Annotated in this window: 26 protein-coding genes; 13 read left to right on the top strand and 13 right to left on the bottom strand. The window is 70.2% G+C overall.

The window, feature by feature from the left end; translation table 11 throughout:
• Positions 1-36: 36 nt before the first annotated feature.
• Together tal and tkt are read right to left on the bottom strand one after the other, a co-directional pair.
• Entirely contained in the window at positions 37-1,149 is a 1,113-nt protein-coding gene (tal, locus tag VET29_RS42955) for a transaldolase (protein ID WP_324932987.1), read from the bottom strand.
• Positions 1,146-3,245: a transketolase gene (gene tkt, locus VET29_RS42950; protein ID WP_324932984.1), complete on the bottom strand. Its 2,100-nt coding sequence runs from the start codon at positions 3,243-3,245 to the stop codon at positions 1,146-1,148. The genes tal and tkt overlap by 4 nt, the downstream gene beginning before the upstream one ends.
• A 196-nt stretch (positions 3,246-3,441) precedes the next feature.
• Between tkt and VET29_RS42945 the strand changes: the two genes are divergently transcribed.
• The 3 genes from VET29_RS42945 (at position 3,442) to VET29_RS42935 (ending at position 5,627) form a co-directional block, all read left to right on the top strand.
• A complete protein-coding gene (locus VET29_RS42945; protein ID WP_324932981.1) occupies positions 3,442-4,377 on the top strand; it encodes a heme o synthase in 936 nt (311 codons plus the stop codon).
• A 97-nt stretch (positions 4,378-4,474) separates the two neighbouring features.
• Entirely contained in the window at positions 4,475-4,801 is a 327-nt protein-coding gene (locus tag VET29_RS42940) for a metalloregulator ArsR/SmtB family transcription factor (protein WP_324932978.1), read from the top strand.
• Complete coding sequence (locus VET29_RS42935; RefSeq protein ID WP_324932975.1) at positions 4,794-5,627, top strand: SRPBCC domain-containing protein; 834 nt, start codon at positions 4,794-4,796, stop codon at positions 5,625-5,627. The genes VET29_RS42940 and VET29_RS42935 overlap by 8 nt, the downstream gene beginning before the upstream one ends.
• Here VET29_RS42935 and VET29_RS42930 read toward each other — a convergent pair.
• From VET29_RS42930 to VET29_RS42920, 3 genes are all read right to left on the bottom strand, one after another.
• A complete protein-coding gene (locus VET29_RS42930) occupies positions 5,624-6,274 on the bottom strand; it encodes an HD family phosphohydrolase (RefSeq protein ID WP_324932972.1) in 651 nt (216 codons plus the stop codon). The genes VET29_RS42935 and VET29_RS42930 overlap by 4 nt on opposite strands.
• Positions 6,275-6,434: 160 nt before the next feature.
• A complete protein-coding gene (locus VET29_RS42925; RefSeq protein ID WP_324932969.1) occupies positions 6,435-7,073 on the bottom strand; it encodes a hypothetical protein in 639 nt (212 codons plus the stop codon).
• Positions 7,074-7,079: 6 nt separating this feature from the next.
• Entirely contained in the window at positions 7,080-8,081 is a 1,002-nt protein-coding gene (locus VET29_RS42920) for a hypothetical protein (RefSeq protein ID WP_324932966.1), read from the bottom strand.
• A gap of 187 nt (positions 8,082-8,268) precedes the next feature.
• On the opposite strand from VET29_RS42920, the gene VET29_RS42915 reads away from it, so the two are divergent.
• A complete protein-coding gene (locus tag VET29_RS42915; protein WP_324932963.1) occupies positions 8,269-8,805 on the top strand; it encodes an FKBP-type peptidyl-prolyl cis-trans isomerase in 537 nt (178 codons plus the stop codon).
• Here VET29_RS42915 and VET29_RS42910 read toward each other — a convergent pair.
• The 3 genes from VET29_RS42910 to VET29_RS42900 form a co-directional block, all read right to left on the bottom strand.
• A complete protein-coding gene (locus VET29_RS42910; protein WP_324933197.1) occupies positions 8,792-9,781 on the bottom strand; it encodes a quinone oxidoreductase in 990 nt (329 codons plus the stop codon). The two genes, VET29_RS42915 and VET29_RS42910, sit on opposite strands and share 14 nt — an antisense overlap.
• 122 nt (positions 9,782-9,903) lie before the next feature.
• A complete protein-coding gene (locus VET29_RS42905; protein ID WP_324933194.1) occupies positions 9,904-10,845 on the bottom strand; it encodes an acyl-CoA desaturase in 942 nt (313 codons plus the stop codon).
• Positions 10,846-10,929: 84 nt separating this feature from the next.
• Complete coding sequence (locus VET29_RS42900; protein ID WP_324932960.1) at positions 10,930-11,898, bottom strand: COX15/CtaA family protein; 969 nt, start codon at positions 11,896-11,898, stop codon at positions 10,930-10,932.
• Between the two features lie 62 nt (positions 11,899-11,960).
• Here VET29_RS42900 and VET29_RS42895 point away from each other — a divergent pair, with 62 nt between their 5' ends.
• Positions 11,961-12,782, top strand: coding sequence for a TIGR03619 family F420-dependent LLM class oxidoreductase (locus tag VET29_RS42895; protein WP_324932957.1), 822 nt, complete (start codon positions 11,961-11,963; stop codon positions 12,780-12,782).
• Here VET29_RS42895 and VET29_RS42890 read toward each other — a convergent pair.
• The 3 genes from VET29_RS42890 to mptB all read right to left on the bottom strand — a co-directional run bounded on the left by VET29_RS42890 (position 12,775) and on the right by mptB (position 16,280).
• Positions 12,775-13,551 carry an ABC transporter permease gene (locus tag VET29_RS42890; RefSeq protein ID WP_324932954.1) on the bottom strand — a complete coding sequence of 259 codons (777 nt, stop codon included), beginning with the start codon at positions 13,549-13,551 and terminating at the stop codon, positions 12,775-12,777. The genes VET29_RS42895 and VET29_RS42890 overlap by 8 nt on opposite strands.
• Positions 13,552-13,597: 46 nt before the next feature.
• The gene (locus tag VET29_RS42885; RefSeq protein ID WP_324932951.1) at positions 13,598-14,533 is read right to left on the bottom strand and encodes an ABC transporter ATP-binding protein; all 936 of its coding nucleotides are present in this window, start codon (positions 14,531-14,533) and stop codon (positions 13,598-13,600) included.
• A 139-nt stretch (positions 14,534-14,672) separates the two neighbouring features.
• Positions 14,673-16,280, bottom strand: a complete 1,608-nt coding sequence (mptB, locus tag VET29_RS42880) for a polyprenol phosphomannose-dependent alpha 1,6 mannosyltransferase MptB (RefSeq protein ID WP_324932948.1) — start codon at positions 16,278-16,280, stop codon at positions 14,673-14,675.
• A gap of 95 nt (positions 16,281-16,375) precedes the next feature.
• Here mptB and VET29_RS42875 point away from each other — a divergent pair, with 95 nt between their 5' ends.
• From VET29_RS42875 to VET29_RS42840, 8 genes are read left to right on the top strand one after another with little or no spacing between them, the layout of a single operon-like run.
• Entirely contained in the window at positions 16,376-17,077 is a 702-nt protein-coding gene (locus tag VET29_RS42875) for a metalloregulator ArsR/SmtB family transcription factor (protein WP_324932945.1), read from the top strand.
• Entirely contained in the window at positions 17,074-18,507 is a 1,434-nt protein-coding gene (gene sufB, locus VET29_RS42870) for a Fe-S cluster assembly protein SufB (RefSeq protein WP_324932942.1), read from the top strand. Before VET29_RS42875 ends, sufB begins: the two co-directional genes overlap by 4 nt.
• Positions 18,508-19,710, top strand: coding sequence for a Fe-S cluster assembly protein SufD (sufD, locus tag VET29_RS42865; protein ID WP_324932939.1), 1,203 nt, complete (start codon positions 18,508-18,510; stop codon positions 19,708-19,710).
• Positions 19,707-20,021, top strand: coding sequence for a non-heme iron oxygenase ferredoxin subunit (locus tag VET29_RS42860; protein WP_324932936.1), 315 nt, complete (start codon positions 19,707-19,709; stop codon positions 20,019-20,021). The genes sufD and VET29_RS42860 overlap by 4 nt, the downstream gene beginning before the upstream one ends.
• A 28-nt stretch (positions 20,022-20,049) precedes the next feature.
• A complete protein-coding gene (sufC, locus tag VET29_RS42855; protein WP_324932932.1) occupies positions 20,050-20,823 on the top strand; it encodes a Fe-S cluster assembly ATPase SufC in 774 nt (257 codons plus the stop codon).
• 50 nt (positions 20,824-20,873) lie between these two features.
• Positions 20,874-22,130 carry a cysteine desulfurase gene (locus tag VET29_RS42850; RefSeq protein ID WP_324932929.1) on the top strand — a complete coding sequence of 419 codons (1,257 nt, stop codon included), beginning with the start codon at positions 20,874-20,876 and terminating at the stop codon, positions 22,128-22,130.
• A complete protein-coding gene (gene sufU, locus VET29_RS42845; protein ID WP_324932928.1) occupies positions 22,127-22,573 on the top strand; it encodes a Fe-S cluster assembly sulfur transfer protein SufU in 447 nt (148 codons plus the stop codon). Before VET29_RS42850 ends, sufU begins: the two co-directional genes overlap by 4 nt.
• Positions 22,570-22,956, top strand: a complete 387-nt coding sequence (locus tag VET29_RS42840) for a metal-sulfur cluster assembly factor (RefSeq protein WP_324932925.1) — start codon at positions 22,570-22,572, stop codon at positions 22,954-22,956. Before sufU ends, VET29_RS42840 begins: the two co-directional genes overlap by 4 nt.
• Positions 22,957-23,015: 59 nt before the next feature.
• Here VET29_RS42840 and VET29_RS42835 read toward each other — a convergent pair whose 3' ends face one another.
• The gene (locus tag VET29_RS42835) at positions 23,016-24,425 is read right to left on the bottom strand and encodes a hypothetical protein (protein ID WP_324932923.1); all 1,410 of its coding nucleotides are present in this window, start codon (positions 24,423-24,425) and stop codon (positions 23,016-23,018) included.
• Positions 24,425-24,817: a MerR family transcriptional regulator gene (locus tag VET29_RS42830; RefSeq protein ID WP_324932920.1), complete on the bottom strand. Its 393-nt coding sequence runs from the start codon at positions 24,815-24,817 to the stop codon at positions 24,425-24,427. The genes VET29_RS42835 and VET29_RS42830 overlap by 1 nt, the downstream gene beginning before the upstream one ends.
• Between the last annotated feature and the right edge of the window lie 48 nt (positions 24,818-24,865).

The following is a 24,865-nucleotide window of genomic DNA, read 5'->3' as shown; positions in this document are numbered from 1 at the left end:
CGGATTCGCTCCGCAAGCTCCGCTCATGATCTGCGCTCAGCTCTCCTTCGCGGCCTTCAGCTGGCCGGCAACGGACTCAAGCAGCTCTTCCCAGGACTTCTCGAACTTCTCCACGCCCTCGTTCTCGAGGGTGATGAAGACGTCCCGAATGTCGATGCCCACGCGCTCAAGCGCGTCGAACAGCTCCTGGGCCTCCCCCGCCTTGCCGGTCACCGTATCGCCACGGAGGTCGCCGTGCTCGGCAACCGCGTCGAGTGTCGCCTCCGGCATCGTGTTGACCACGTTGGCCACGACCAGATCGTCCACGTACAGCGTCGGCGAGTAGTCCGGGTTCTTCACCCCGGTCGAGGCCCACAGCGGGCGCTGCGCGTGGGCGCCCGCCGCGGCGAGCTCACGCCAGCGGTCGGTCGTGAACGCCTCCTGGAAGGCCCCGTACGCGAGACGCGCGTTGGCCACGGCCGCCTTGCCGCGCAAGGCTTTCGCGTCGTCGGTGCCGATCTTGTCGAGCCGCTTGTCGACCTCGCTGTCCACCCGGGACACGAAGAACGACGCGACCGAGTGGAGCTCGGCGACGTTGTGCCCGTTGGCCTTGGCCTGCTCGACGCCCGCGATGAACGCGTCCATCACCGCGCGGTAGCGCTCGACCGAGAAGATCAGCGTGACGTTGACGCTGACGCCCTCGGCGAGGGTGCGGGTGATGGCCGGCAGGCCCGCCTCGGTGGCGGGGATCTTCACCAGCAGGTTCGGGCGGTCGACCGTCTTCCACAGGTCGAGCGCCTCCGCGACGGTCTTGTCGGTGTCGTGCGCCAGGCGCGGGTCGACCTCGATCGACACCCGGCCGTCGACGTGGTTGCTCTGCTGGTAGACGTCCCGGAACAGGTCGCAGGCGTCGCGGATGTCGGTGGTCGTGATCTCCCTGACCGCCGCCTCCAGCGACGCGTCCCGCGCGGCCAGCTCACGGACCTGGTCGTCGTAGTCGGCGGCCTCGGACAGGGCCTTCGCGAAGATCGTCGGGTTGCTCGTCACGCCGACGACGTGCTTGTCGCGGACCAGCCCGGCGAGGTTGCCCGAGGTGAGCCGCCGGCGGGACACGTCGTCCAGCCAGATCGATACGCCAGCCTCTGACAGCTGGGCGAGTTTGTCAGTCATGATGTCGCCTTCTGTAGTGAGCGGCGGGCAGCGGAGACGACCGCGTCCGTCGTGAAGCCGAACTCCTTGAACAGCGTCTGGTAGTCGGCCGACGCGCCGTAGTGCTCGATCGAGACGATCTCGCCCGCGTCGCCGACGTAGCGGTACCAGGGCTGCGCGATGCCGGCCTCGACAGCGACCCGGGCCTTCACGGCCGGCGGGATCACGCTGTCACGGTAGGACTGGTCCTGCGCGTCGAACAGCTCCTGGGACGGCATGGACACCACTCTCGTGGCAACCCCTTCACCCTCCAGGACATTCCGTGCGTCGACGGCCATCTGCAGCTCGGAGCCGGTGGCGACCAGCACCACCTGGGGCACGCCCGCCGAGCCGTCGGCCAGGACGTAGCCACCCTTGCGCACGCCCTCCGTGGCGAGCTCCCTGGTGCCCTCGAGCACCGGCAGGTTCTGCCGGGTCAACGCGAGCCCGACGGGGAACTCGTGCTGCTCGAGGATGGTGCGCCACGCGGCGGCCGTCTCGTTGGCGTCACCCGGCCGGATGATCACCAGGCCCGGGATCGCCCGCAGCGCGGCGAGGTGCTCGATCGGCTGGTGCGTCGGCCCGTCCTCGCCGAGGCCGATCGAGTCGTGCGTCCACACGTAGGTCGTCGGCAGCTTCTGCAGTGCCGCCAACCGGACCGGCGGGCGCATGTAGTCGGAGAACACGAGGAACGTCGCGCCGTAGGGCCGGGTCGGGCCGTGCAGCGCGATGCCGTTGAGGATCGAGCCCATCGCGTGCTCGCGGACTCCGAAGTGGAGGGTCCGGCCGTACGGCGTCGCGTCCCACTCCTTGGTCTTCGCGCTCGTCGGGCCGAACGAGTCGGCGCCCTTCATCGTGGTGTTGTTGCTCTCCGCGAGGTCCGCCGAGCCGCCCCACAGCTCGGGCAGCACGTCGGCGAGCGCGTTGAGCACCTCGCCGGACGCCTTGCGGGTCGCGACGCCCTTCGGGTCCGGGTCCCACGACGGGAGGCTGTCGGCCCAGCCGTCGGGCAGCCGGTAGGCCGAGGCGCGGTCGAGCAGCGCCTTGCGCTCCGGGTTGGCCTGCGCCCACGCGTCGAAGGACTTCTGCCACTCCTTGTGCGCGTCCTTGCCCCGGTCGGCGACCAGGCGGGCGTGCTTGAGGACCTCCGGCTCCACCACGAAGCGCGCCTCGGGGTCGAAGCCGAGGATCTTCTTGACCGCGGCGACCTCGTCCTCGCCGAGCGCGGAGCCGTGCGCCTTGCCGGTGTTCATCTTGTTGGGCGCCGGATAGCCGATGACCGTGCGCAGCAGGATGAACGACGGCCTCGTCGTCTCCGCCTCGGCCGCCCGGACCGCGTCGAGGATGCCGGCGACGTCCTCGCCGCTCTCCACGACCTGGACGTGCCAGCCGTACGCCTCGTAGCGCTTCGCGGTGTCCTCGGACAGCGCGATGTTGGTGTCGTCCTCGATCGAGATCTTGTTGTCGTCGTAGAAGACGGTCAGGTTGCCCAGCTCCTGGCGGCCCGCGAGGGAGGACGCCTCGGAGGTGACGCCCTCCTCGATGTCACCGTCGGACGCGATCACGAAGACCCGGTGGTCGAACACGCTCTCGCCGGGCGCGGGGTCCGGGTCGAACAGGCCACGCTCGCGGCGGGCGGCCATCGCCATGCCCACCGCGGAGGCGAGGCCCTGGCCGAGCGGGCCGGTGGTGATCTCCACACCGGCGGTGTGCCCGTGCTCGGGGTGGCCCGGGGTCTTGGAGCCCCACTTGCGCAACGCCTTGATGTCGTCGATCTCCAGGCCGTAGCCGGAGAGGAACAGCTGCAGGTACAGCGTGAGGCTCGAGTGACCGGCGGACAGGACGAACCGGTCCCGGCCGATCCACTCCGGGTCGCTCGGGTCGTGGCGCATGACCCGCTGGAAGAGGGTGTACGCGAGGGGCGCGAGGCTCATCGCGGTGCCCGGGTGACCGTTGCCGGCTTCCTGGACGGCCTCGGCGGCGAGGACCCGGATGGTGTCCACGGCGCGTTTGTCGAGGTCGGTCCAGTCGTCAGGCAGGTTCGGCGTGGTCAAACGGGCCAGTTCGTCGGCACTCATGGACACGGACTCAAGCTCCCACCTAGATCGTCTTGTTGATCATGCTGTTCTCGCATGACCGCGCTGGTCATCCTCGGGATGCCCGGACAATTCCTCAGCCTAACGAAACCACCCGGCGAAGGCCGTTCATGGTCACGCGGCTACCATCTCGAGCGTTGCCCGAACATCCGCCATCTACACCCACCTGGAGCCGCTCGTGAGCGCAGCGCTCGGGGCGGCTGCCGAAGCCCCGCGCCGCACCCGCAGGGACGTCATGCGCGCGTACGTCGCGCTGACCAAGCCGAGGATCATCGAGCTCCTGCTGGTCACGACGGTGCCGGCGATGATGCTGGCGGCCAGGGGCATCCCGTCTCCGTGGCTGGTGTTCGCCACCCTGTTCGGCGGCACGATGGCCGCGGGCTCCGCGAACGCGCTCAACTGCGTCGCCGACGCCGACATCGACGCGGTGATGAAGCGCACCTCGACGCGTCCGCTGCCCCGCCACCAGGTGCCGACGCGCAACGCGCTCGTCTTCGGTGTCACGCTCGGCGCGCTGTCGTTCGCGTGGCTGTGGCCCACCACCAACCTCCTGGCGGCGTTGTTGGCCGTCGCCGCCATCCTCTTCTACGTATTGATCTACACGATGGTTCTCAAGCGGCGGACCGCCCAGAACATCGTGTGGGGCGGCGCGGCGGGGTGCATGCCGGTGGTCATCGGCTGGTCCGCGGTGACCGGGTCCATCGAGTGGCCGGCGCTGGTCATGTTCGGCGTGATCTTCTTCTGGACGCCACCGCATTTCTGGGCCCTGGCAATGAAGTTCCGCGACGACTACGCACGCGCCGGCGTCCCGATGCTCCCGGTCGTGACCACGCCTGACCGGGTGGTCCGGCAGATCGTCACCTACTCGTGGGTGATGGTCGCGTGGACGCTGCTGCTGGTGCCCGTCACCGGCTGGGTGTACACGGGCTTCGCGGTGGTGACCGGTGGCTGGTTCCTCGTGGTCGCGCACCGGCTGTACGCGTCGGTCAAGCGCGGCGAGCCGGGCCGGCCGATGAAGCTCTTCCACATGTCGAACACGTACCTGACGCTGGTGTTCGTCGCGCTGGCCGTGGACTCGGCGCTCGGTCTCCCGGTGGTCGGTCTGCCGTTCTGACCCCTGGCCGGGGGCGTTGCTGACTCTGTCGTGGGCCTGTTGACCATCCTTCCCCAGTCCAATACCGTCTGGTTATGGAACCGGGAGGTGATGGACGATGACCGCGGCTCTGGCGCCCTCGCTCGATGCCACCTTCGCCGCGCTGGCCGATCCCACGCGACGGGCCATCCTCGCGCGGCTGGCCAAGGGGGAGGCGTCGGTCAAGGAGCTGGCCGAGCCGTTCGCGATGACGCAGCCCGCCATCTCCAAGCACCTCAAGGTGCTCGAACGTGCCGGTCTCGTCGAGCGCGGCCGGGACGCGCAGCGCCGGCCGTGCCGGCTGGCCGCCGGGCCCATGCGTGCCGCGTCGGCGTGGCTCGGCGACTACCGGCGGTTCTGGACCGAGAGCTACGACCGTCTCGACGAGCTGCTGTCCGATGAGTGACCGCGACATCGTCATCACCCGCTCGTTCACCGCGCCCCGGCGGCGCGTGTTCGACGCGCACACCCAGCCACACCTGCTCCGGCGCTGGTTCGGCCCGCACGGCTGGCGCCTCACGGTCTGCGAGATCGACCTGCGCCCCGGCGGCGAATGGCACTACGTGATGCGCGGCCCGGACGACCATGAGATGGTCCTGCACGGCCGGTACCTGGCGATCGACCCGCCGAACCGGCTCGTCATGACCGAGACGAACGTCGACTGCCACGCACGGGCCGAGCACGAGTCGATCATCACCATCGAGCTGTCCGGAAACACACTTCTCACCCATACCGCCACGTTCCCGACCCGCGAGCTCCGCGACGCCGTCCTCGACTCGGGTATGGCCCGAGGCGTCGGCGCCGGCTTCGACCGGCTCGCCGCCACCCTGGAGCACACCATGGACTGGAAGATCGAGATGATCCCCGTGCCCGTCACCGACGTGGACCGGGCCAAGGAGTTCTACGCCGGCAAGCTCGGCTTCCCCGTCGACGTCGACCACACGGCGGGCGAGTTCCGGTTCGTGCAGGTGACACCCCCGGGCTCCGGGTGCTCGATCGGGTTCGGGGTGAACGTCACCGAGATGAAGCCGGGTGACCTCAAGGGCGTCCAGATCGTCGTCGCGGACATCGAACGGGCCCACGCGGACCTGGTCGAGCGCGACGTCGACGCCTCCCCGATCTGGCACATCGAGGACGGGCAGCAGGTCGACGGCAAGGGCGGCGCCTGGAACTCGTTCGTCACCTTCGACGACCCGGACGGCAACCGCTGGGTCATTCAGGAACGTCCCTAGGCCGTCGCCTGCGAGCCGCTCACCGTCTCCAGCAGCGCCGACACGTCCGCGTCGTCGAGGGACTCGCGGATGCACTGCCACAGCTGGAGGTTCGCCGCCGCCCAGTGGGCGTACTGCGCCGCGGCCTCGGCGTTGTAGAAGTAGAACCCCTCGTCGTGCACGCTCTGTTGCTCGCCGCAGATCTTGTTCGCCAGCTCGCGCAGGCCGATGCCGTTCTCCTCGAGGTACTTGTGCGCGAGCACGACCGGGGTCACCGGCAGCGCCTTGAACAGCGTGTCCGCGTCCGACAGCGCCTGGGCCTCCAGCGAGATGTCCTTGCCGCGGCTGGCCATCTCCGCCTCGTCGACGATGCGGTCGATCCACGCCGCGACGTGCCTGGGCACGCCGGCGCGGGCCAGGATCGCGCAGCGCAGCCCGCTGCCCGCCGCCGCGGCCGAGTTGCGCAGGACAAGGTAGTTGACGTCGTGCACCAGTGCGGCGGTCTCCACGACGCTCACCTCGGCGCCGTTGAGCACGGCGAAGCGACCGGCCTTGGTGCGCACGAAGTTCACGTGGTGCCACCCGTGGAACTGCAGCCGCGCCGCGTAGCGCGCGCAGAGCCGGTGGACGTCCGCCTCGACAGCATCGACCACGCCCGGTGGAATCACCGGCACGATCGTATGACCCTCGGGCGTGCTATCCGTTACAGACACGTCACCCCTCCGACCATGCCGGCTGTGGTAAGCGCCCGCCGAGCAGGGCTGGTGGAGGTGATGGTAATTGGCCCGAGCGTGTTTGTCTTCGGTATCGACCGCTATCTGGCCGGTCCTACAAGCGGTCGACCAGACCGGACAGCCGCGACTCGACCGGCACGTGCCGTTGGCTCTCGCGGGTCAGCGGGTCGTAGGACAGGCTCCAGGGCGTCACCTCCCTGGACTTCACGAGGAACGTCATGGTGCCGTCGACCGCCCGCGGGATCCGGTGGAAGTCCGACGCCAGCAGACTCTCCGACGCGCCGACCGGGCATGGCGTGCTGGTCAGCAGCTCCGCGGACGTGATCAGCGACGTCCCCGGCGCCAGCGCCGCCGTGTAGCGCTCGTGCAGGTAGCCGCCGCGCAGGATGGTCGTGCAGAAGTGGTACCGGTGGTTGTGCACGGAGTCCGCGTAGCCGGCACGCCAGTCACGCTGCTCCTTGTACTCGTGCATCCAGAACGTGAACGGCTCGTCCGGCTGGTCGCGCAGGCACCACGCGAAGTGCGTCGTCGTCTCCCGCGACCGCCGCATGACGGCCTTCGCCTGGTCCTCCGGCAACGTGAGGAGGTGGGTGCGCAGGTCGGTGCGCAGGTCGGGCCGTTCCGCCCACGTCTCGAACCACCGGTCGACCTCGCCCCAGCGGGACGCGAGGCCGAGGTCGGCGGCCCGCAGCTGTTCGGCCAGCTCCACCAGCGCGGAGCCCTTCGTGGCCACCAGATATCAGCCCCCCAACTCGGCGGTGACGGAGAACTCCCGGAGGAAGTCGTAGAACTTGCTGTTGAGCTCGAGGAACTGCTCCTCGGTCAGGCGTGAGCTGGTGATCTTCTCGAACCGCGCGATGAACTCCTGGCGTGTCAGGTCGGGCGTGATCACCAGGTGCTGCGCGTGGCGGGACACGGAGATGCGGCCGAACTCCGCGCGTTCCATGTTGTAGATGAACGAGCCCTCGGAGAACCGCAGTGTCCGCGGGTACGCCGCGGGCGCGTGCGCGTCGCTGTAGAGCGTCACCCACACGCTGTCGTCGAAGATCTCCAGCCGGTCCAGTGGCGGGTCGGAGATCACGGTGACCTCCATCCTGCTGCACCTGCTGCGCGCCAGGTACAGGCCGACCAGGCCGATCCTGGTCTCCTCGTGCAGGCGCGCCTGGATGGTGTCGGCGTCGACGTCGGCAGGGGAGTGCCGGATGAGGTAACGGGCTCGGCCGCTTATCCCGGACGCGTTGCCGGGATCGGCCACGACTCCGCGGAACTCCCATTCGGACCGGGACAGCAGCAGTCGCGCCGCCGCGTGCCGGCCGGAGAATCCTCGGAACAGGTACTGCCTCGTGCGCTGCAGATCCTGCATCATCAGCCGGTTGAACGCGGGGTTGGGTTCCGCGGTCGGTTCGAAGACGTGGGTGGGGAAGAACTCACGGTTCATCGACCGGTACTCGTCGGCGAGGTCACGCAACGCCTGCCGGCTTTCTTCGACGAGTGGCGTGAGCATCGCCCGCTGGGTGGCGGTCGCGGTGATGAGGGTCTGGCCGAAGCCGACGATGGCCGAGACCAGTGTTCCGGTGGAGAGCGCGGTGACCAGGTTCTTGCCGACGCCGGGGTCCAGGTTCGCCGAGAGGACCATGGCCAGTCCCGAGACCACCACCAAGATCAGGAGTAGGAGGCCGGTTCTGGTCCAGAAGATCTCTTGAACGGGGTTCTTGCGGAGGCCCTTGGCTTCCGCGGGCACCGTTTACCACCTCCTTCGAGTCACCCAGAAGGGTGAAACGCGCTCTGTACCGGATCGAGTACGGACTGTAAATCTACCCCTGGACGCGGGTGTGATAAATAGGAAGAACGGGTGACCCTGTTAGTAACTGTCAGCCGCCGACCGCCCAGCCACTCCTTCATTTGGGGTCATGTCAATGATGCGCATCGTGACTGTGGTCCTGCCAGTAGTCGCGGCACTGCTCACGCTCACCGGCTGTGTCGGCCGGATGGGCCCGGTCCTCGCCCGGCCACCCGAGCGCAGCCCGGTCGTCGGCGAGTGCGCCACGACGGACATCGGGGTGGCGGGTGCGCTGGACGAGCAGCCGAAGATCACCTTGCCGACGGACTGCGCGCCGCCCACCGTCCTGCTGGCGCAGGACCTCGAGAAGGGCAAGGGGCCCAGGGCACTCCCGCACGCGGAGCTCTCGGTCAGCTATGTGCTGATCACCTGGTCGAGCGGGGAGAAGCTGGACGGCACGTGGTCGGGCAACAACACGCTGCCGATCTCGGTGTCCCTGTCCAACCTGCGTGACTCGGGCTGGATCCGCTACTGGGACGAGGGCCTGCTCGGCATCCGCGCGGGCGGGCGCCGCCTGATCGTCGTCCCGGTGGCCGCCGCCAACACCAAGATGGGCAGCGGCACCACGACCTCCGGCGAGACCCTGGTCTTCGTGGTCGACGCGATCAGCATCACGCCACGCTGACGGCCGAGGGGAGGAGCAGCAGCTTGCCCGTGGTGCGGCGGCCCTCGAGGTCCTCGTGGGCCTTGGCGGCGTCGGCAAGCGGGTAGCGGCCACCGATGCGGACCGACACGCGCCCGGCCGCGATGGCCGAGAACAGCTCGTCACACCGCCACTGGAACTCCTCCGGCGTCGCGATGTGGTGGCCGAGGGTCGGGCGGGTCAGGAACACCGAACCCGCCGTGTTCAGGCGCTGCGGGTCGACCGGCGGGACCGGTCCGCTGGACGCGCCGAACAGTGCCAGCACGCCCCGTCGCGACAGCGACGCCAGGCTGCCGTCGAACGTCGTCCTGCCCACGCCGTCGTACACGGCCGCCACGCCGACGCCGCCGGTCAGGTCCGCGACCGCCTCGGCGAAGTCGGTCTCCGTGTACCGGATCACCTCGTCGGCGCCGGCCTCGCGGGCCAGCGCCTCCTTCTCCGGCGTGGACACGGTGCCGATCACCTTGCCGCCGCGGAACTTCGCCAGCTGCACCAGCAGCAGGCCCACACCGCCGGCCGCCGCGTGGACGAGAACCGTGTCGCCGGGCTTCACGGCGTAGGTCGAGGTCACCAGGTAGTGGGCGGTGATCCCCTGGAGCATGGCGGCGGCCGCGACCTCGTCCTCGACCCCCTCCGGGATCCTGAACGCGGCTGCGGCCGGCACGATCACCTGCTGTGCGTACGAGCCCGGTGCGGCCGTCCACGCGACGTGGTCGCCCTCGGCGAAGCCGGTGACGTCGTCGCCGACCGCCAGCACCGTGCCAGCGCCCTCGCCGCCCGGCGTGAACGGCAGTGGCATCCCGTACTGGCCGCTGCGGTGGTAGACGTCGATGAAGTTCACCCCGGCCGCCGCCACCGACACCACGAGGTCACCCGCGCCGGGCTTGGGCGCGGGCACCTTGCCGAGTTCCAGCACCTCGGGGCCGCCGGTGGCCCGCACGAGGATGGCATCGACCATGTCGTCGACAACGGGGTGGGGCGTGGAAGTCACCGCGTTCCTCCAAGATCAAGAACAGCTACTCCGTACGGACCCTAGTCCGCGCGCCACCACCGGTGCACACCACTCCTCGCGAGCTCCGCTCACGCGACCAGCTTGGCGGCCAGCCTTTCCGGCCGCGGCCAGCGCACGGCCCACGCCCAGCCGAACTTCTCGAAGAGCCAGATCACCCGCGCGGAGATGTCGAGCTGCCCGCGCATCACGCCGTGCCGCGCGCTGGTCGGGTCGGCGTGGTGCGAGTTGTGCCACGACTCGCCCATGGACAGGATCGCGAGCGGCCAGAAGTTGGCGGCGCGGTCCCGGCTGGCGAACGGCCGGTCGCCGATCATGTGGCAGATCGAGTTCACCGACCACGTGATGTGGTGCAGGAAGCCGACGCGGACGATCCCGGCCCAGAAGATCGCGGACACCACGCCCCACCACGACATGGTGATCAGGCCGCCGATCACGCCGGGGAGCCCGAGGGTCAGCACGGTCATCGGGATGAACAGCTTGTCGACGAGCTGGAGGTCCTTGTCCGCCAACAGATCCGGCGCGAACCGCTCGGCGTTGGTCTTGTCCCGCTCGAACAGCCAGCCCATGTGTGAGTGCCAGAAGCCCCGCGCGATGGCGACCGGCGACGTGCCGAACAGCCAGGGGGAGTGCGGGTCGCCCTCGCGGTCGGAGAAGGCGTGGTGGCGGCGGTGGTCGGCGACCCACGCGATGACCGAGCCCTGCGACGCGAGGCTCCCGGCGACCGCCAGCGCGATCCGCAGCCAGCGCTTGGCCTTGAACGAGCCGTGGGTGAAGTAGCGGTGGTAGCCGACGGTCACGCCGAGCGCGCTGACCACGTAGAAGCCGGTGGCGATGCCGACGTCGACCCAACCGAGGCCCCAGCCCCAGGCGAACGGCACTGCGGCGATCAGGGCGAGCAGGGGGAGGAGCACGAACACCACGACGGTGTAGTGCTCGGCGCCGGAGCGCCGGCCGGAGAGGATGGGCTTGGGGGACCGTGATTCACGCGTAGGCGTCAGTGTCGCGGAGATTGGGGAGACCTCATAACTCGGGCCCGTGACGCGGCCAGGAGACGTCGACCTACGGTTACGTATCCGTAGGTTTCCGTCTCGACGTTACCGGGCCGTGACCGCCTCTGCCACTCGACCCTCGTCGGCGGCGGCGCGGCGCCTGCGGACCCCGCACCACAGCGAGCCGGTGGCGATGATGACCGTCATGGCGCCGAGAACGTGCAGGCAGACCAGCAGCTCGGGCACGCCGAGCCAGAACTGGACGAATCCGATGGTGCCCTGCGCGAGGACCACGGCCACCAGCACGCGGTAGCGCCCCCACGGCGGCGGGAGCTCCCGCCGCGACCGCAGCCAGAGGCCCAGCAGCACCAGCGAGCCGAGAAACGTGTACAGGAACGCGGCGTGGACGTGCGCCATGGTCTCGACCGGGATGCCGAGCCGCGGGGTCCTGGAGTCGCCGGCGTGCGGGCCGGCGCCGCTGACCATGGTGCCGGTGACGAGCAGCCCGGCGAGCAGCGCGGTCTGCACGTACAGCCAGGTGGCGAGCGTGCCCGGCGGCGTGACAGGCCCGCCCCCCGCGTCGTCGTGGGGCACCGAGTGCACCAGCAGTGTGGCGAGCCACACCATGACGGTCGACGCGAGCAGGTGGATCGCGACGCTCCACCACACCAGGTCGAGCCGGACCGTGATGCCGCCGATGACGGCCTGGACGGCCACGCCGACCGGCATGGCCAGCGCGAGCCGCAGGTAGCGCCGGTCGACGCGCGGGCGGTTGAGGTAGGCGAGCACGAAGCAGGTGACGGCGATCAGCCCGACCACACCGGTGAACAGGCGGTTGCCGTACTCGATCCACTGGTTGAGCGTGCTGTACTCGGGGTGCGAGACCGGGAACATGCTCCCGGGGAAGCACTCCGGCCAGGTCGGGCAGCCGAGGCCGGAGCCGGTGACCCGGACGACCGCGCCGGTCATGGCGATGAGCGCCTGTGTGGTCAGCACCGCGACCGCGAACCCCAGCTGCAGGCGGCGGCTCGGGTTGGGCAGGCGGTCGATGCGGGCCTTGAGCGAGTCGAGCACGGCCCCGATCGTAAGGGACCCGGTTTGCCCTGCCCCTGAGGGCAATGTTTACGGTCGCCGCCGTGCGATTCGCGATCAGCTACCAGCCCGCCGTCCACGGTGCCGACCCCGCCCGCCTCACGGCGTTCGCCCAGCACGCCGAGGCGTGTGGCTTCGAGGGCATCTACCTGCCCGAGCACGTGGCGATGTACCCGGGGGCGGTGGTCGGGCCGATGGAGATCCCGCCGACGACACCGTTCCTGGACCCGCTGGACTGCCTCGCGTTCGTCGCGTCGGTCACCTCGCGGCTCCTGCTCGGCACGGGCGTCCTCCTGCTGCCGTACCACCACCCGGTGACACTGGCGAAGCGCGTGGCAACGGTCGACGTGCTGTCCGGCGGGCGGCTCCGGCTGCTGACGGTCGGCGTCGGCGCGCTCCCAGGGGAGGCGGCGGCGGTGGGGGTGGACTTCGCCACGCGCGGTCGCCGCGCCGACGAGGCGATGGACGTGCTGCGGCTGCTGTGGTCCGGGGAGCCGGTCACCCATGCCGGGGAGTTCTACCCGCTGACCGACGTGTACAGCTATCCGTTGCCACACAAGGGTTTGCCGATACACGTGGGCGGGTCGAGCCGGGCGGCGGCACGACGTGCCGGGCGGCGCGGCGACGGGTACTTCGCCGGTGGCCTGCTCGCGCCCGACGAGCGTGCCCGGCAGTTCGAGGCGGCCCGGGCGGCGGCGGTGGAGGCGGGCCGCGACCCGGACGCGCTGGAGTACACGCGGTGGGGCTCGGCCGACCTGACCGAGTCGCAGGTGGCGGCGTTCGCCGCGCAGGGCGTCACGCGGATCGTGGTGAACGGGAGCCTGGCGGACCTGTCCGCGTTCGCGAAGCGGTTCGGGCTCAGCTGAGCCTGGTGGTGCGGGTGGCGAGCAGGGCGGCCACCACGCCCCAGCCGGTGAGTACGGCGAACACCGGCCAGCCGGGCACGCCGCCGTCCACGAGGGCGGTGTGCATGCCCTGGGTGAGGGCGCCGGACGGGAGCAGGGCGGTGATGTCGCCGAGGGCGCCCGGCATGGCGCCCGGCGGGACGATGATGCCGCCGCCGAGGAGCAGCACGAACCAGACGATGTTCGCGAGGCCCAGGACGACCTCGGCCTTCAGCGCGCCGCCCAGCAGGACCCCCAGCGCGCCGAACGAGAGCGTGCCGAGGACCGCGAGCAGGAGTGCCCACGCCAGCCCCGCCGGCTCGGGCGACCAGCCGAGGACCGCCGCCAGCACGCCGAGCACGACGAGCTGGACGGCGACCACCACGAGGCCGGCGAGTGCCCTGCCGGCGACGAGCAGCCAGCGCGGCAGCGCCGTGGCGGCGAGGCGTTTGAGCACGCCGTAGCGCCGGTCGAAGCCGAGCGCGATGGCCTGCCCGGTGAACGCGGACGACATCACGGCCAGCGCGAACACCCGCGGCGCCACCGAGTCGACCCGGGGTCGCGGCAGGTCGAAGACGTCGACGGCGGTCAGCCCGACCAGCAGCGCGACCGGGATCAACAGGGTGAGGAGGATCTGCTCGCTGTTGCGCAGCGTCAGGATCGCCTCGGTCCGCGCGTGGACGAACAGCATGCGCCCGATCCGCCCGCGACCGGGCGCGGGCGTGAAGGTGCCCGCGGGGAAGGCGGTCATCGGCACGCTCCCGTGACGTCCCCGAGACGCCGGGCCGGAGATCCCGTCACCGCAGTTCCCTTCCGGTCAGCTCCAGGAACACGTCCTCCAGGCTGCGCCTGCCGACGTGTAGCTCCTCCGGCAGCACACCCTGCTGCGCGCACCATGCCGTCACCGCCGACACCACCTGCGGGTCGACCCGCCCGGTCAGCAGGTACGTCCCGGGTGACGGCTCCTCGATGCGACAGTCCGCCGGCAGCGCGCCGCACAGCTGCCGCAGGTCCAGCCCGGCCTGGGCGCGGAACCGCAGCTGCGCCGCGTCGGGCTCGTCCGCGGTCAGTTGGCTCGGGCTGCCCTCGGCCACGACCTTGCCGTTGTCGATGATCACGACGTGGTCGGCGAGCTGCTCGGCCTCCTCCATCACGTGCGTGGTCAGCAGCACGCTCACCCCGTCGGTCCGCAGCGCCCGCACCAGCTCCCACACCAGCCGCCTGGCCTGCGGGTCCATGCCGGCGGTCGGCTCGTCGAGGAACACCAGCTCCGGCCGCGACACCAGCGCGCACGCCAGTGACAGCCGTTGCTGCTGCCCACCGGAGAGCCGCTTGTACGGCGTCCGCCGCACGTTCGACAGGCCCAGCACCTCGATCAGCCAGGCCGGGTCGATCGGGTTCGCCGCACAGGCCGCGACGAGTGCGAGCATCTCCTCCGCCCGCACTCCCGGGTAGGCCCCGCCGCCCTGCGGCATCACGCCGATCCGCGGGCGGAGCCGTTCGTGGTCGGTCGCCGGGTCGAGCCCGAGCACCAGCACGTCGCCCCCGTCGCGGCGCTGGAAGCCTTCGCAGATCTCCACGGTCGTCGTCTTGCCCGCGCCGTTCGGACCCAGCAACGCGAGCACCTGCCCGCGGCACAGCCGCAGGCTGAGGCCGTCCACCGCGGTGGTCTGGCCGAAACGCTTGACCAGCCCCGACAGCTCGACGGCCGGTCCGGGCGAAGGGGTGCTCACGCCCGTAAGGCTATTGCCTCCGGTCGGGGTGGCGGTCCCACCCCCAGGGGGTCTACGTCGCCGGGTCCGGCACCACGTTCGGCGCACAGTCATGCGGCCGGGGCCGGGCCGGACCGCCGGTGGGTACGAGAACGGCAGGTCAGGGGACGGACACCGAGACCAGCCGGGCCCGGGTCGGGATGTGCCTGCGGACCACGAACAACGCGGTCACGACCACGACCGCCGCGCCGACGTAGGCGTAGGGCAGCTGGTAGGTCCGGAAGTCGAACGTCGTCCCGGTCGGTGGCAGTGCCACCGCGAACGCCGCGCTGATGGCCGTCGCCGCCATGCGGAAGCGGGTGTTCCCCGCCGCCGACGCCAGCGGGATCGCCGCCCACAGCAGGTACCACGGCTGCACGGTCGCGCCGAACACCAGCACCGCGCCGAGCGCCGCGCCCAGCCCGATCATCGGCCGCAGCCGCCACCGGAAGCTGTCCAGCAGCAGCTTCGCCGCCAGCAGCGGCCCGAGCAGCGTGCCGACCATCCGGCTCACGGTGATCGCCGCGTCGATGTGGTTGCCCAGCCCCAGGATGATCCCCAGCCCGCCGGCGCCGAAGCCGAGCGCGGTCATCGGGGCCATCCAGCTCTTGATCGAGTTCGCCGTGTTCAGCGTCGACATCCAGCCCAGCCCCAGCCCGCTGCCGAACGACGTCAGCACGACCACCGCGAGGAAGATCACCATCAGCGCGCCGGCCGTGACGAACAGGTGCTTCCACCGCCCACCCCAGCGTCGCGCGATCATCACGCCGAGGAACCCGAGCGCCAGCGCGGCCGGGATCTTCACCACGGCCGCGAGTGTGATCACCGTCGCGCCGATGCCGTACCAGAGCAGCTCGCCCTGCTGCCACGGCGGGAACGGCCCACTCGGCCCGCACCTGGGCATCCTCCGCAGCGCCAGCTCGATGCCGACGAGCATCAGGCCGATCGCCAGCGCCTCGTTGTGGATGCCCACCACCAGGTGGAACAGCACCAGCGGGTTCGCCGCCCCCAGCCACAGCGCGCTCACCGGGTTGATGCCGAACCGCCGCGCCAGCCGGGGCAGCGCCCACACGATCATCGCGAAGCCGAACAGCGCCAGGAGCCGCTGGAACACGATCCCCATCACCACGTGGTCGCCGGTGATCCGCGTGATCGTCCGCCCGATCATCAGGAACAGCGGCCCGTACGGCGACGGCGTCTCCCGCCACATCGTCGGCACGTTCCTGGTCAGGACGTCGTTGTTGCCCAGCGCCTCGGCCGGGCCGACCGTGTACGGGTCCAGCCCACGCGCGGCGATCTCGCTCTGCGCGAGGTAGCTGTAGACGTCCTTCGAGAACATCGGCACGGTCAGCACGAGCGGCGCGGTCCACATCACCAGCGTCCTGGCCATCTGCGGCAGCGAGACCATCCGCGCGCGACCCGGCGTGGCGAGCCGGCCCAGCCCCAGCCACCCCAGCACGATCATGAACACGCCGGCGAACGCGATCGCCAGCGACACCGTCGTCATCCGGGGGAAGAGGCTGAACACCGGCAGGCCCCAGACGGGGTTGTACACCGGCGCCGCGCCCGCCCCCAGCGAACCGATGGCCAGCAGCAACGCCCCGACCGTGCCGAAGCGGCGGATCACGTCCAGTTGCCGGCGCTCGCGCCCGTCCAGCGGCGCACTGGTGAAGGTGGCGCCGCCGGACCTCCCGTCGGCCCCGCTCCGCTCCGTCACACCCTCTGCCACGTGGGAAAGCGTATCGGGCGACCTTGAGGGTGACGCCGATCACCTCGGACACGGGCCACTTTGCCGCCGCCCGGGAAATAAGACACACTGGTGTTGTGAAAAACGAGCAGCTGGCCGAGGGCCGCACCAGACATGGTGTGGCACGCCTGCTGCTGGAACAGGGACCGATCACCGCGGCCGCGGTCGCGGAGACCCTCCGGATCAGCCCGGCGGCCGTCCGCCGGCACCTGGACACCCTGGTCGCGAACGGTGAGGCGTGCATGCGCGACGCACCGCGGCGCGGCCAGCGGGGCCGGGGCCGGCCGGCGAAGCTGTGGCTGCTGACCGAGACCGGGCGTGCCCGGTTCGGGCACGCCTACGACGACCTGGCCATCGAGGCCATCCGGTTCGTCGCCGAGGCGGCCGGGGAGTCGGCGGTACGCGAGTTCGCCGCGCGACGGGTCGCCACGCTCGTCGACCGGCACCGCGGCGAGGTGCTGGCCACGCCGGACCTCGCCGAGCGGGCGAAGACCCTCGCGGAGGCTCTCACCAGGGAGGGTTACGCTGCGTCGACACGGCGCGTCGGGACAGGGGAGCAGCTCTGCCAGCACCACTGCCCGGTCGCGCACGTCGCGGCGGAGTTCCCCGAGCTGTGCGAGGTCGAGACGGCGGCATTCGCCGAACTGCTCGGCACCCACGTACAGCGACTCTCGACCATCGCACGTGGTGACGCCGCGTGCACCACACACGTACCACTCGGAGACTCCCGATCTCCCGAGCCGGGCGACACCACCACAACCGAAGGGACGCCTTCATGACCACCGCTGCGGAGCAGCGCCTACAGGCCCAGGGCGAGACTCTGGCCGCCATGGGCAACTACGAGTTCGGCTGGGCCGACTCGGACGTCGCCGGCGCCGCCGCCCAACGCGGCCTGTCCGAGGCCGTCGTCCGGGACATCTCGGCGAAGAAGAACGAGCCGGAGTGGATGCTCGAGTCCCGGCTCAAGGGGCTGCAGCTCTTCGACCGCAAGCCCATGCCCAACTGGGGCGCCGACCTGTCCGGCATCGACTTCGACACGATCAAGTACTTCGTGCGCTCGACCGAGAAGCAGGCCGCCAGCTGGGAGGACCTGCCGGAGGACATCAAGAACACCTACGACAAGCTGGGCATCCCGGAGGCCGAGAAGGCCCGCCTGGTGTCCGGTGTCGCCGCGCAGTACGAGTCCGAGGTGGTCTATCACAAGATCAACGAGGAGCTCGAGAAGCAGGGCGTGATCTTCCTCGACACGGACACCGCGCTCAAGGAGCACCCGGAGCTGTTCGAGGAGTACTACGGCTCGGTCATCCCCCACGGTGACAACAAGTTCTCCGCGCTCAACGGCGCGGTCTGGTCGGGTGGCTCGTTCATCTACGTGCCGAAGGGCGTGCACGTGGAGATCCCGCTGCAGGCCTACTTCCGGATCAACACCGAGAACATGGGCCAGTTCGAGCGGACGCTGATCATCGTCGACGAGGGCGCCTACGTGCACTACGTCGAGGGCTGCACCGCGCCGATCTACTCGTCCGACTCGCTGCACTCCGCGGTCGTCGAGATCATCGTGAAGAAGGGCGCCCGCTGCCGCTACACGACCATCCAGAACTGGTCGAACAACGTCTACAACCTGGTCACCAAGCGCGCCAAGGCCGAAGAGGGCGCGACCATGGAGTGGATCGACGGCAACATCGGCTCCAAGGTCACCATGAAGTACCCGTCGGTGTTCCTGATGGGCGAGTACGCCAAGGGCGAGGTCCTGTCGATCGCGTTCGCTGGCGAGGGCCAGCACCAGGACGCGGGCGCCAAGATGGAGCACCTCGCGCCGCACACCTCCTCGACCATCGTGTCGAAGTCGGTGGCGCGCGGCGGCGGCCGGACCTCCTACCGCGGTCTGGTCAGGGTGGCCAAGCGTGCCCACCACTCGAAGTCCACGGTGAAGTGCGACGCGCTGCTGGTCGACCAGATCAGCCGGTCCGACACCTACCCGTACGTGGACATCCGCAACGACAACGTGTCCATGGGCCACGAGGCGACCGTCTCGAAGGTCAGCGAGGACCAGCTGTTCTACCTGATGTCCCGCGGCCTCACCGAGGACGAGGCGATGGCGATGGTCGTGCGCGGCTTCGTCGAGCCGATCGCCCGTGAGCTGCCCATGGAGTACGCACTCGAACTGAACCGGCTCATCGAGCTGCAGATGGAAGGGGCCGTCGGCTAGATGTCCGACACGATTCTCGACTCGGCAAGCTCGTCCCCGGGCGTCACGCCGACACCGCACTCCCATGGTGCGGTGGTGCCCGCGGCGTCCCGCGCCGAGCAGTTCGCCTCCTTCGACGTCGAGGCCTTCGAGGTCCCGGGTGGACGCGAGGAGATCTGGCGCTTCACGCCGATGAAGCGACTTCACGGCCTGCACGACGGGACCGCCCTGGCCTCGGGTGAGCTTTCCGTCGAGGTGGAAGGCGGTTCCCCGGACGGCGCCGTCCGGGTGGAGACCGTCGGCCGCGAGGACTCGCGGCTCGGCCAGGGCGGCGTCCCGGCCGACCGGGTCGCGGCGCAGGCGTACAGCTCCTTCCAGCAGGCCACCGTCATCACCGTGCCGAAGGAGACCCGGCCCCCCGTCACGACGGTGCGGGTCACCGGTCCCGGCGAGGGCAAGGTCGCCTACGGGCACCTGCAGATCCACGCCGAGCGGTTCGCCGAGGCCGTCGTGGTCATCGACCACCGGGGCAGCGGCACGGTCGCCGACAACGTCGAGGTCATCGTCGGCGACGGCGCTCGGTTGACCGTCGTCAGCGTGCACGACTGGGCCGACGACGCGGTGCAGGTCTCCGCGCACCACGCCAGGCTGGGCCGCGACGCGACGTTGCGGCACCACCTGATCGCGCTGGGCGGCGACCTCGTCCGGGTCAGCCCGACGGTCGCCTTCGCCGGCCCGGGCGGCGACGCGGAGCTGAACGGCCTGTACTTCGCCGACGCCGGCCAGCACATCGAGCTGCGCACGTTCGCCGACCACGCGCAGCCCAACTGCAAGTCCAACGTGGTCTACAAAGGCGCGCTCCAGGGCGCCGACGCCCGCACGGTCTGGATCGGCGACGTGCTGATCCGCGCGGCGGCCGAGGGCACGGAGACCTTCGAGCTGAACCGGAACCTGGTGCTCACCGAGGGCGCGCGCGCCGACTCGGTGCCGAACCTGGAGATCGAGACCGGCGAGATCGCCGGCGCGGGCCACGCCAGCGCCACCGGCCGGTTCGACGACGAGCAGCTGTTCTACCTCCAGGCCCGCGGCATCCCCGAGGGCGTGGCGCGCCGGCTGGTCGTCCGCGGCTTCTTCCACGAGCTGCTGATGAAGATCGACGTGCCGGAGATCCGGGAGCGCCTGGAAGCCGCGATCGAGGCGGAGCTGGAAGCGGTAGGGGTATGAACCGCGCGTGTGCGCTGTCCGACCTGGACGACGGGAAGCCGTTCGGCGTCGAGGTCGACGACGAGCCGGTAGTCCTTGTGCGCCAGGGGGACGAGGTGCACGCGCTGCGGGACGAGTGCAGCCACGCGACGCTCTCGCTGTCCGAGGGCGAGGTGACCCGCAAGGGCATCGAGTGCTGGCTGCACGGCTCCTGCTTCGACCTGCGGACCGGGCAGCCGTCGTCGCCGCCGGCCACCGAGCCGGTCGACGTGTTCCCGGTCGAGATCCGCGACGACGACGTGTACGTCGACGTCACCGTCACCACCAACTGACTTGAACACCAAGGAGAAAGCGCAAGAGATGGCCACGCTGGAGATCAAGGATCTGCACGTCTCGGTCAACACGGACGAGGGCGCCAAGGAGATCCTGTCCGGGGTCAACCTGACGATCAACTCGGGCGAGACGCACGCGATCATGGGACCGAACGGGTCCGGCAAGTCCACTTTGTCCTACGCCATCGCCGGTCACCCCAAGTACGAGGTGACCTCCGGTTCGGTACTGCTCGACGGCGAGGACGTGCTGTCGCTGACCGTCGACGAGCGGGCCCGCGCGGGCCTGTTCCTGGCCATGCAGTACCCGGTCGAGGTGCCCGGCGTGTCCATGTCGAACTTCCTGCGCACCGCGGCCACCGCGGTCCGTGGCGAGGCCCCGAAGCTGCGCCACTGGGTCAAGGAGGTCAAGGAGGCCATGGCCGACCTCGACATCGACCCGGCCTTCGCCGAGCGCTCGGTCAACGAGGGCTTCTCCGGCGGTGAGAAGAAGCGGCACGAGATCCTCCAGCTCGCGTTGCTGCGGCCGAAGATCGCGATCCTGGACGAGACCGACTCGGGCCTGGACGTCGACGCGCTGCGTGTCGTGTCCGAGGGCATCAACCGCGTCAAGGCCGGTGGCGAGGTCGGCGTCATGCTGATCACCCACTACACCCGCATCCTGCGCCACATCAGGCCGGACTTCGTGCACGTGTTCGCCGGCGGCAAGATCGTCGAGTCGGGCGGCTCCGAGCTCGCCGACCAGCTCGAGGAGCACGGCTACGTGCGGTTCACCGGCAAGCAGGAGCCGGCCGCGATCGGCTGACCAGCCCCGCAGTGTTGCGCTCCGCAAGCTCCGCGAAAGGGTTCCCGGCCATGACCACCACAGCCGCCGGCCTGGACGTCGAGACGATCCGCAAGGACTTCCCGATTCTGTCCAGGCTGGTTCATGGCGACAAGCCGTTGGTGTACCTGGACAACGCGGCGACTTCCCAGAAGCCGCGCCAGGTCATCGACGCGATCGTCGACTACTACGAGAAGCACAACGCCAACGTCCACCGCGGCATCCACACGCTCGCCGAGGAAGCCACGGCGATGTACGAGGGCGCCCGCGACAAGGTGGCCGCGTTCATCGGCGCGCCGAGCCGGGACGAGGTGATCTTCACCAAGAACTCGTCCGAGGCGATGAACCTGATCGCCCGCGTGCTCGGCGACCCCGGCTCCGCGCGCCTGGTCGGTCCCGGTGACGAGATCGTCATCACCGAGATGGAGCACCACAGCAACATCGTGCCGTGGCACCTGCTCGCCGAGCGGACCGGCGCGACCGTGAAGTGGTTCTCCATCACCGACGAGGGCCGCCTCGACCTGTCCAACCTGGACTCGGTGATCACCGAACGCACGAAGATCGTCTCGATGGTGCACGTGTCGAACCTGCTCGGCACCATCAACCCCGTCGAGCTCATCGCCAGGCGGGCGCACGAGGTCGGCGCGCTGGTGCTCGTGGACGCGTCGCAGTCCGCGCCGCACCTGCCGCTCGACGTGACCGCGCTCGGCGCCGACTTCGTGGCGTTCACCGGCCACAAGATGTTGGGGCCAACGGGAATCGGGGTGCTGTGGGGGCGGCTGCCGCTCCTGCGCGAGCTGCCGCCGTTCCTGGGTGGCGGCGAGATGATCGAGATCGTCACGATGGAGAAGTCCACCTTCGCGCAGCCGCCGCACAAGTTCGAGGCCGGCACCCCGCCGATCGCCGAGGCGGTCGCGCTGGGTGCGGCGGTCGACTACCTGACGGTCGTCGGCATGCCGGCCATCGCGGCACACGAGCACGAGCTGACGTCCTACGCCCTCGACGCGCTGTCCGCGGTGGACGGTGTGAAGATCATCGGTCCGCCGACCGTCGAGGATCGGGTGGCCGAGATCTCGTTCACTCTCGATGGCGTTCATCCACACGATGTCGGCCAGGTGTTGGACGAGCTGGGCATCGCCGTGCGGGTCGGCCACCACTGCGCACGGCCGGCCGTGATCCACTACGGAATTCCGGCGACGACCCGGGCGTCCTTCTACCTGTACAACACGACCGCCGAGGCCGATGCGCTGGTGGCGGGGCTGGCACAGGTGAAGAAGGTCTTCGGATGAACCTCGAGTCCATGTACCAGGAGATCATCCTGGACCACTACAAGAACCCGCACGGGCGCGGGCTTCGCGAGCCGTTCGACGCCGAGTCGTTCCAGGTCAACCCGACCTGCGGTGACGAGGTGACCCTGCGGGTCGCGGTGGCGGACGACAAGGTCACCGACGTGTCCTACGAAGGGCAGGGCTGCTCGATCAGCCAGGCCTCGACGTCGGTCATGACCGACCTGGTGACGGGCCGCCCGGTCGGCGAGGCGTTGTCCACACTGGACGCCTTCGTCGAGATGGTGCAGGGACGTGGCCAGGTCGTGCCGGACGAGGAAGTGCTGGAGGACGGCGTCGCGTTCGCGGGCGTGGCCAAGTACCCGGCCAGGGTCAAGTGTGCGTTGCTCGGTTGGATGGCGTTCAAGGACGCGGTGGCGCGAGCCGGTGCGGGAGGAGCAGCATGAGCGAGGAAGTCACGCGCGGAGTCGACGCGCTGCCGGAGCCACCGGCGCCGAAGGCGGACGTGGCCGCGATCGAGGACGTCGAGGAGGCCATGCGCGACGTCGTCGACCCGGAGCTCGGCATCAACGTGGTCGATCTCGGCCTGGTGTATGACATCCACGTCGAGGACGACAACTCCGCGACACTCGACATGACGCTGACGTCGGCGGCCTGCCCGCTGACGGACGTGATCGAGGACCAGACCCGGGCCGCGCTGACCGCCGGTCCCGGTGGCGGGCTCGTGAGCGACTTCCGGATCAACTGGGTCTGGATGCCGCCGTGGGGCCCGGAGAAGATCACCGACGACGGCCGCGAGCAGCTGCGCGCCCTCGGCTTCACCATCTGACGTTCGCCGACCGCCGGCGCACCCGTGCGATGTTCGACATCGCGGGTGCCCCGGCCGGCTCAGCCGGCCCAGATGTTGCACGCCGCCGGGGTGCGCTGCTGGAAACCCTTGTCCAGCAACGACTGCGCGTTCGGCGGTGCGTCCACCGTGGTCAGTCGCTGGTGGATCTCGTTGACGATGTTGCTGTCCACGGCGCCACGCCCGGCCATCGCGCCGCCGGCCACGCCCGCCAGGCAGGTCGCCTGCTGGTCGACCCGGGTGTCCAGCTCGGCCGCCGAGCCGGTGGCGACCCTCGTCAGCAGGTCGTCCAGACCGGTTGTGTCCTGGAGCCCCCGCGCGTACTCGCGGAGGAAGATCCCGAAGTACTTGCCGGGATAACGGCCGAGCTGCTCGGTGTCCCGCAGGTAGGCCGGGGCCAGGTAGACCGTGCCGTCGCATTCCGTGGGGGCGCTGGTCGGTGCCAGGTCCCCACAGGACTGGGTCCCCACCGCACCCGTGACCGTCACGACCTTGACCTCGCCCGACAGTCCGGCCGCCGCGAGCACCGGCCGCCAGGCGTCGTCGGCGCACTTCTTCGCCGCGGTGTAGAACTCCGCCTGCTTGTCGTCCGCCGGGTCGAAGCGGGGGAGCACGCACGTCGTGTCCGGCATGCGCGTGGTGGAGCTGGACAGCGGGTGCGCGGCCAGCTCGGCGAACGGCCCGGTCCGGGGCGGCGCGGTCGAGGACGTGGCCGGTGGCGGGGTCGTGCCCGAGTCGCTGATCCGGGGGACGGCCGCGGTCGCGGTGCCGGCGACCTCGTGTCGTGGCCGCAGGACCGTGACCAGCGCGGCAAGCGCGACCAGGGCGATGACCAGCACCACCGACGCGCCGAGCCCGACGTAGTAGGCGGGGCTGCGGCCGGCGAGCGGCGCCGCGGGCGCCGCGTCCGGTCGCCAGGCCGGTTCGGGGGGCGGTGGTGGCTCGAACTGGTCGAAGGGCCAGCCGCCGGTGGTGGGCTCGGTGGCGGCGGGATCGTCGCCGAGGATCGCGACAGTGGGCTCGTCGACGCCGGCCACGAAGGGCTCGACGACGGTGGGTCCGTCGACGGACGCCGACCCGTGGAAGGCCGGTGCGAAGGCCGGCTCGTTAGGGGTCGGTTCGGAGGCTGACTCGTAGGTCGGCCCGTCGAGGGCCGGTTGGGCGCGCAGCTGTGTCGTCTCGTCCGGAGGGTGCTCCGTGAGTGCCGGCTCGGAGGCTGGCTCGTCGGAGGTCGGTTCGGAGGCTGACTCGAAGGTCGGCCCGTGGCGGACCGGTTGGGCGTGCAGTCGAGTCGTCTCGTCGGGAGGGTGCTCGGTGGGTGCCGGTTCGACCGGTTCGGTGGGCTGGTCCGCCGGGGTCGTCTCCTCCGGCAGCCCGCCGTGCAGTCGGCCGCTCGCCGGGCTCATCGCGGTAGGGCCGTCCACCGACGGCCGGGTGTCGTCGTCGGTCATCAGGCCGGGCTGGTCTGGCTTTCCCGGCGCTGGGACAGGTTTCGCTGGTAATTGGCGATCTTCGCGCGGATGTGGTCCTGCTCCACCCGCAGATGGGCGATCTTGTCGTCGATGTCGCGGTCGTGCTCGCGCAGCACCTCCAGCCGCTCGGCCACGGTCTCGTCACCGCCGCGGGCCAGCTCCGCGTACCGGACCATGCGCTGGATCGGCATCCCCGTCTCCCGCAGGCAGCGCAGGATCCGCAGCCACGCGACGTCGTCCTCGGTGAACACCCGCTGGCCGCCCGAGTTGCGCGCGATGTCGTCGAGCAGCCCGATCCGCTCGTAGTACCGCAGCGTGTCGAGGCTGAAACCGGTCTTTTCGGCCACCTGACCTGGCGTGAACTGCTCCATATGCAGTGAGTCTAGGCCGGGGCGGGCACGACCCGGCCCCGAAGCACG

The sequence above is a fragment of the Actinophytocola sp. genome, assembly GCF_035634895.1.
Lineage (GTDB): Bacteria > Actinomycetota > Actinomycetes > Mycobacteriales > Pseudonocardiaceae > Actinophytocola.
This window is presented reverse-complemented; position numbering and strand designations above follow the sequence as displayed.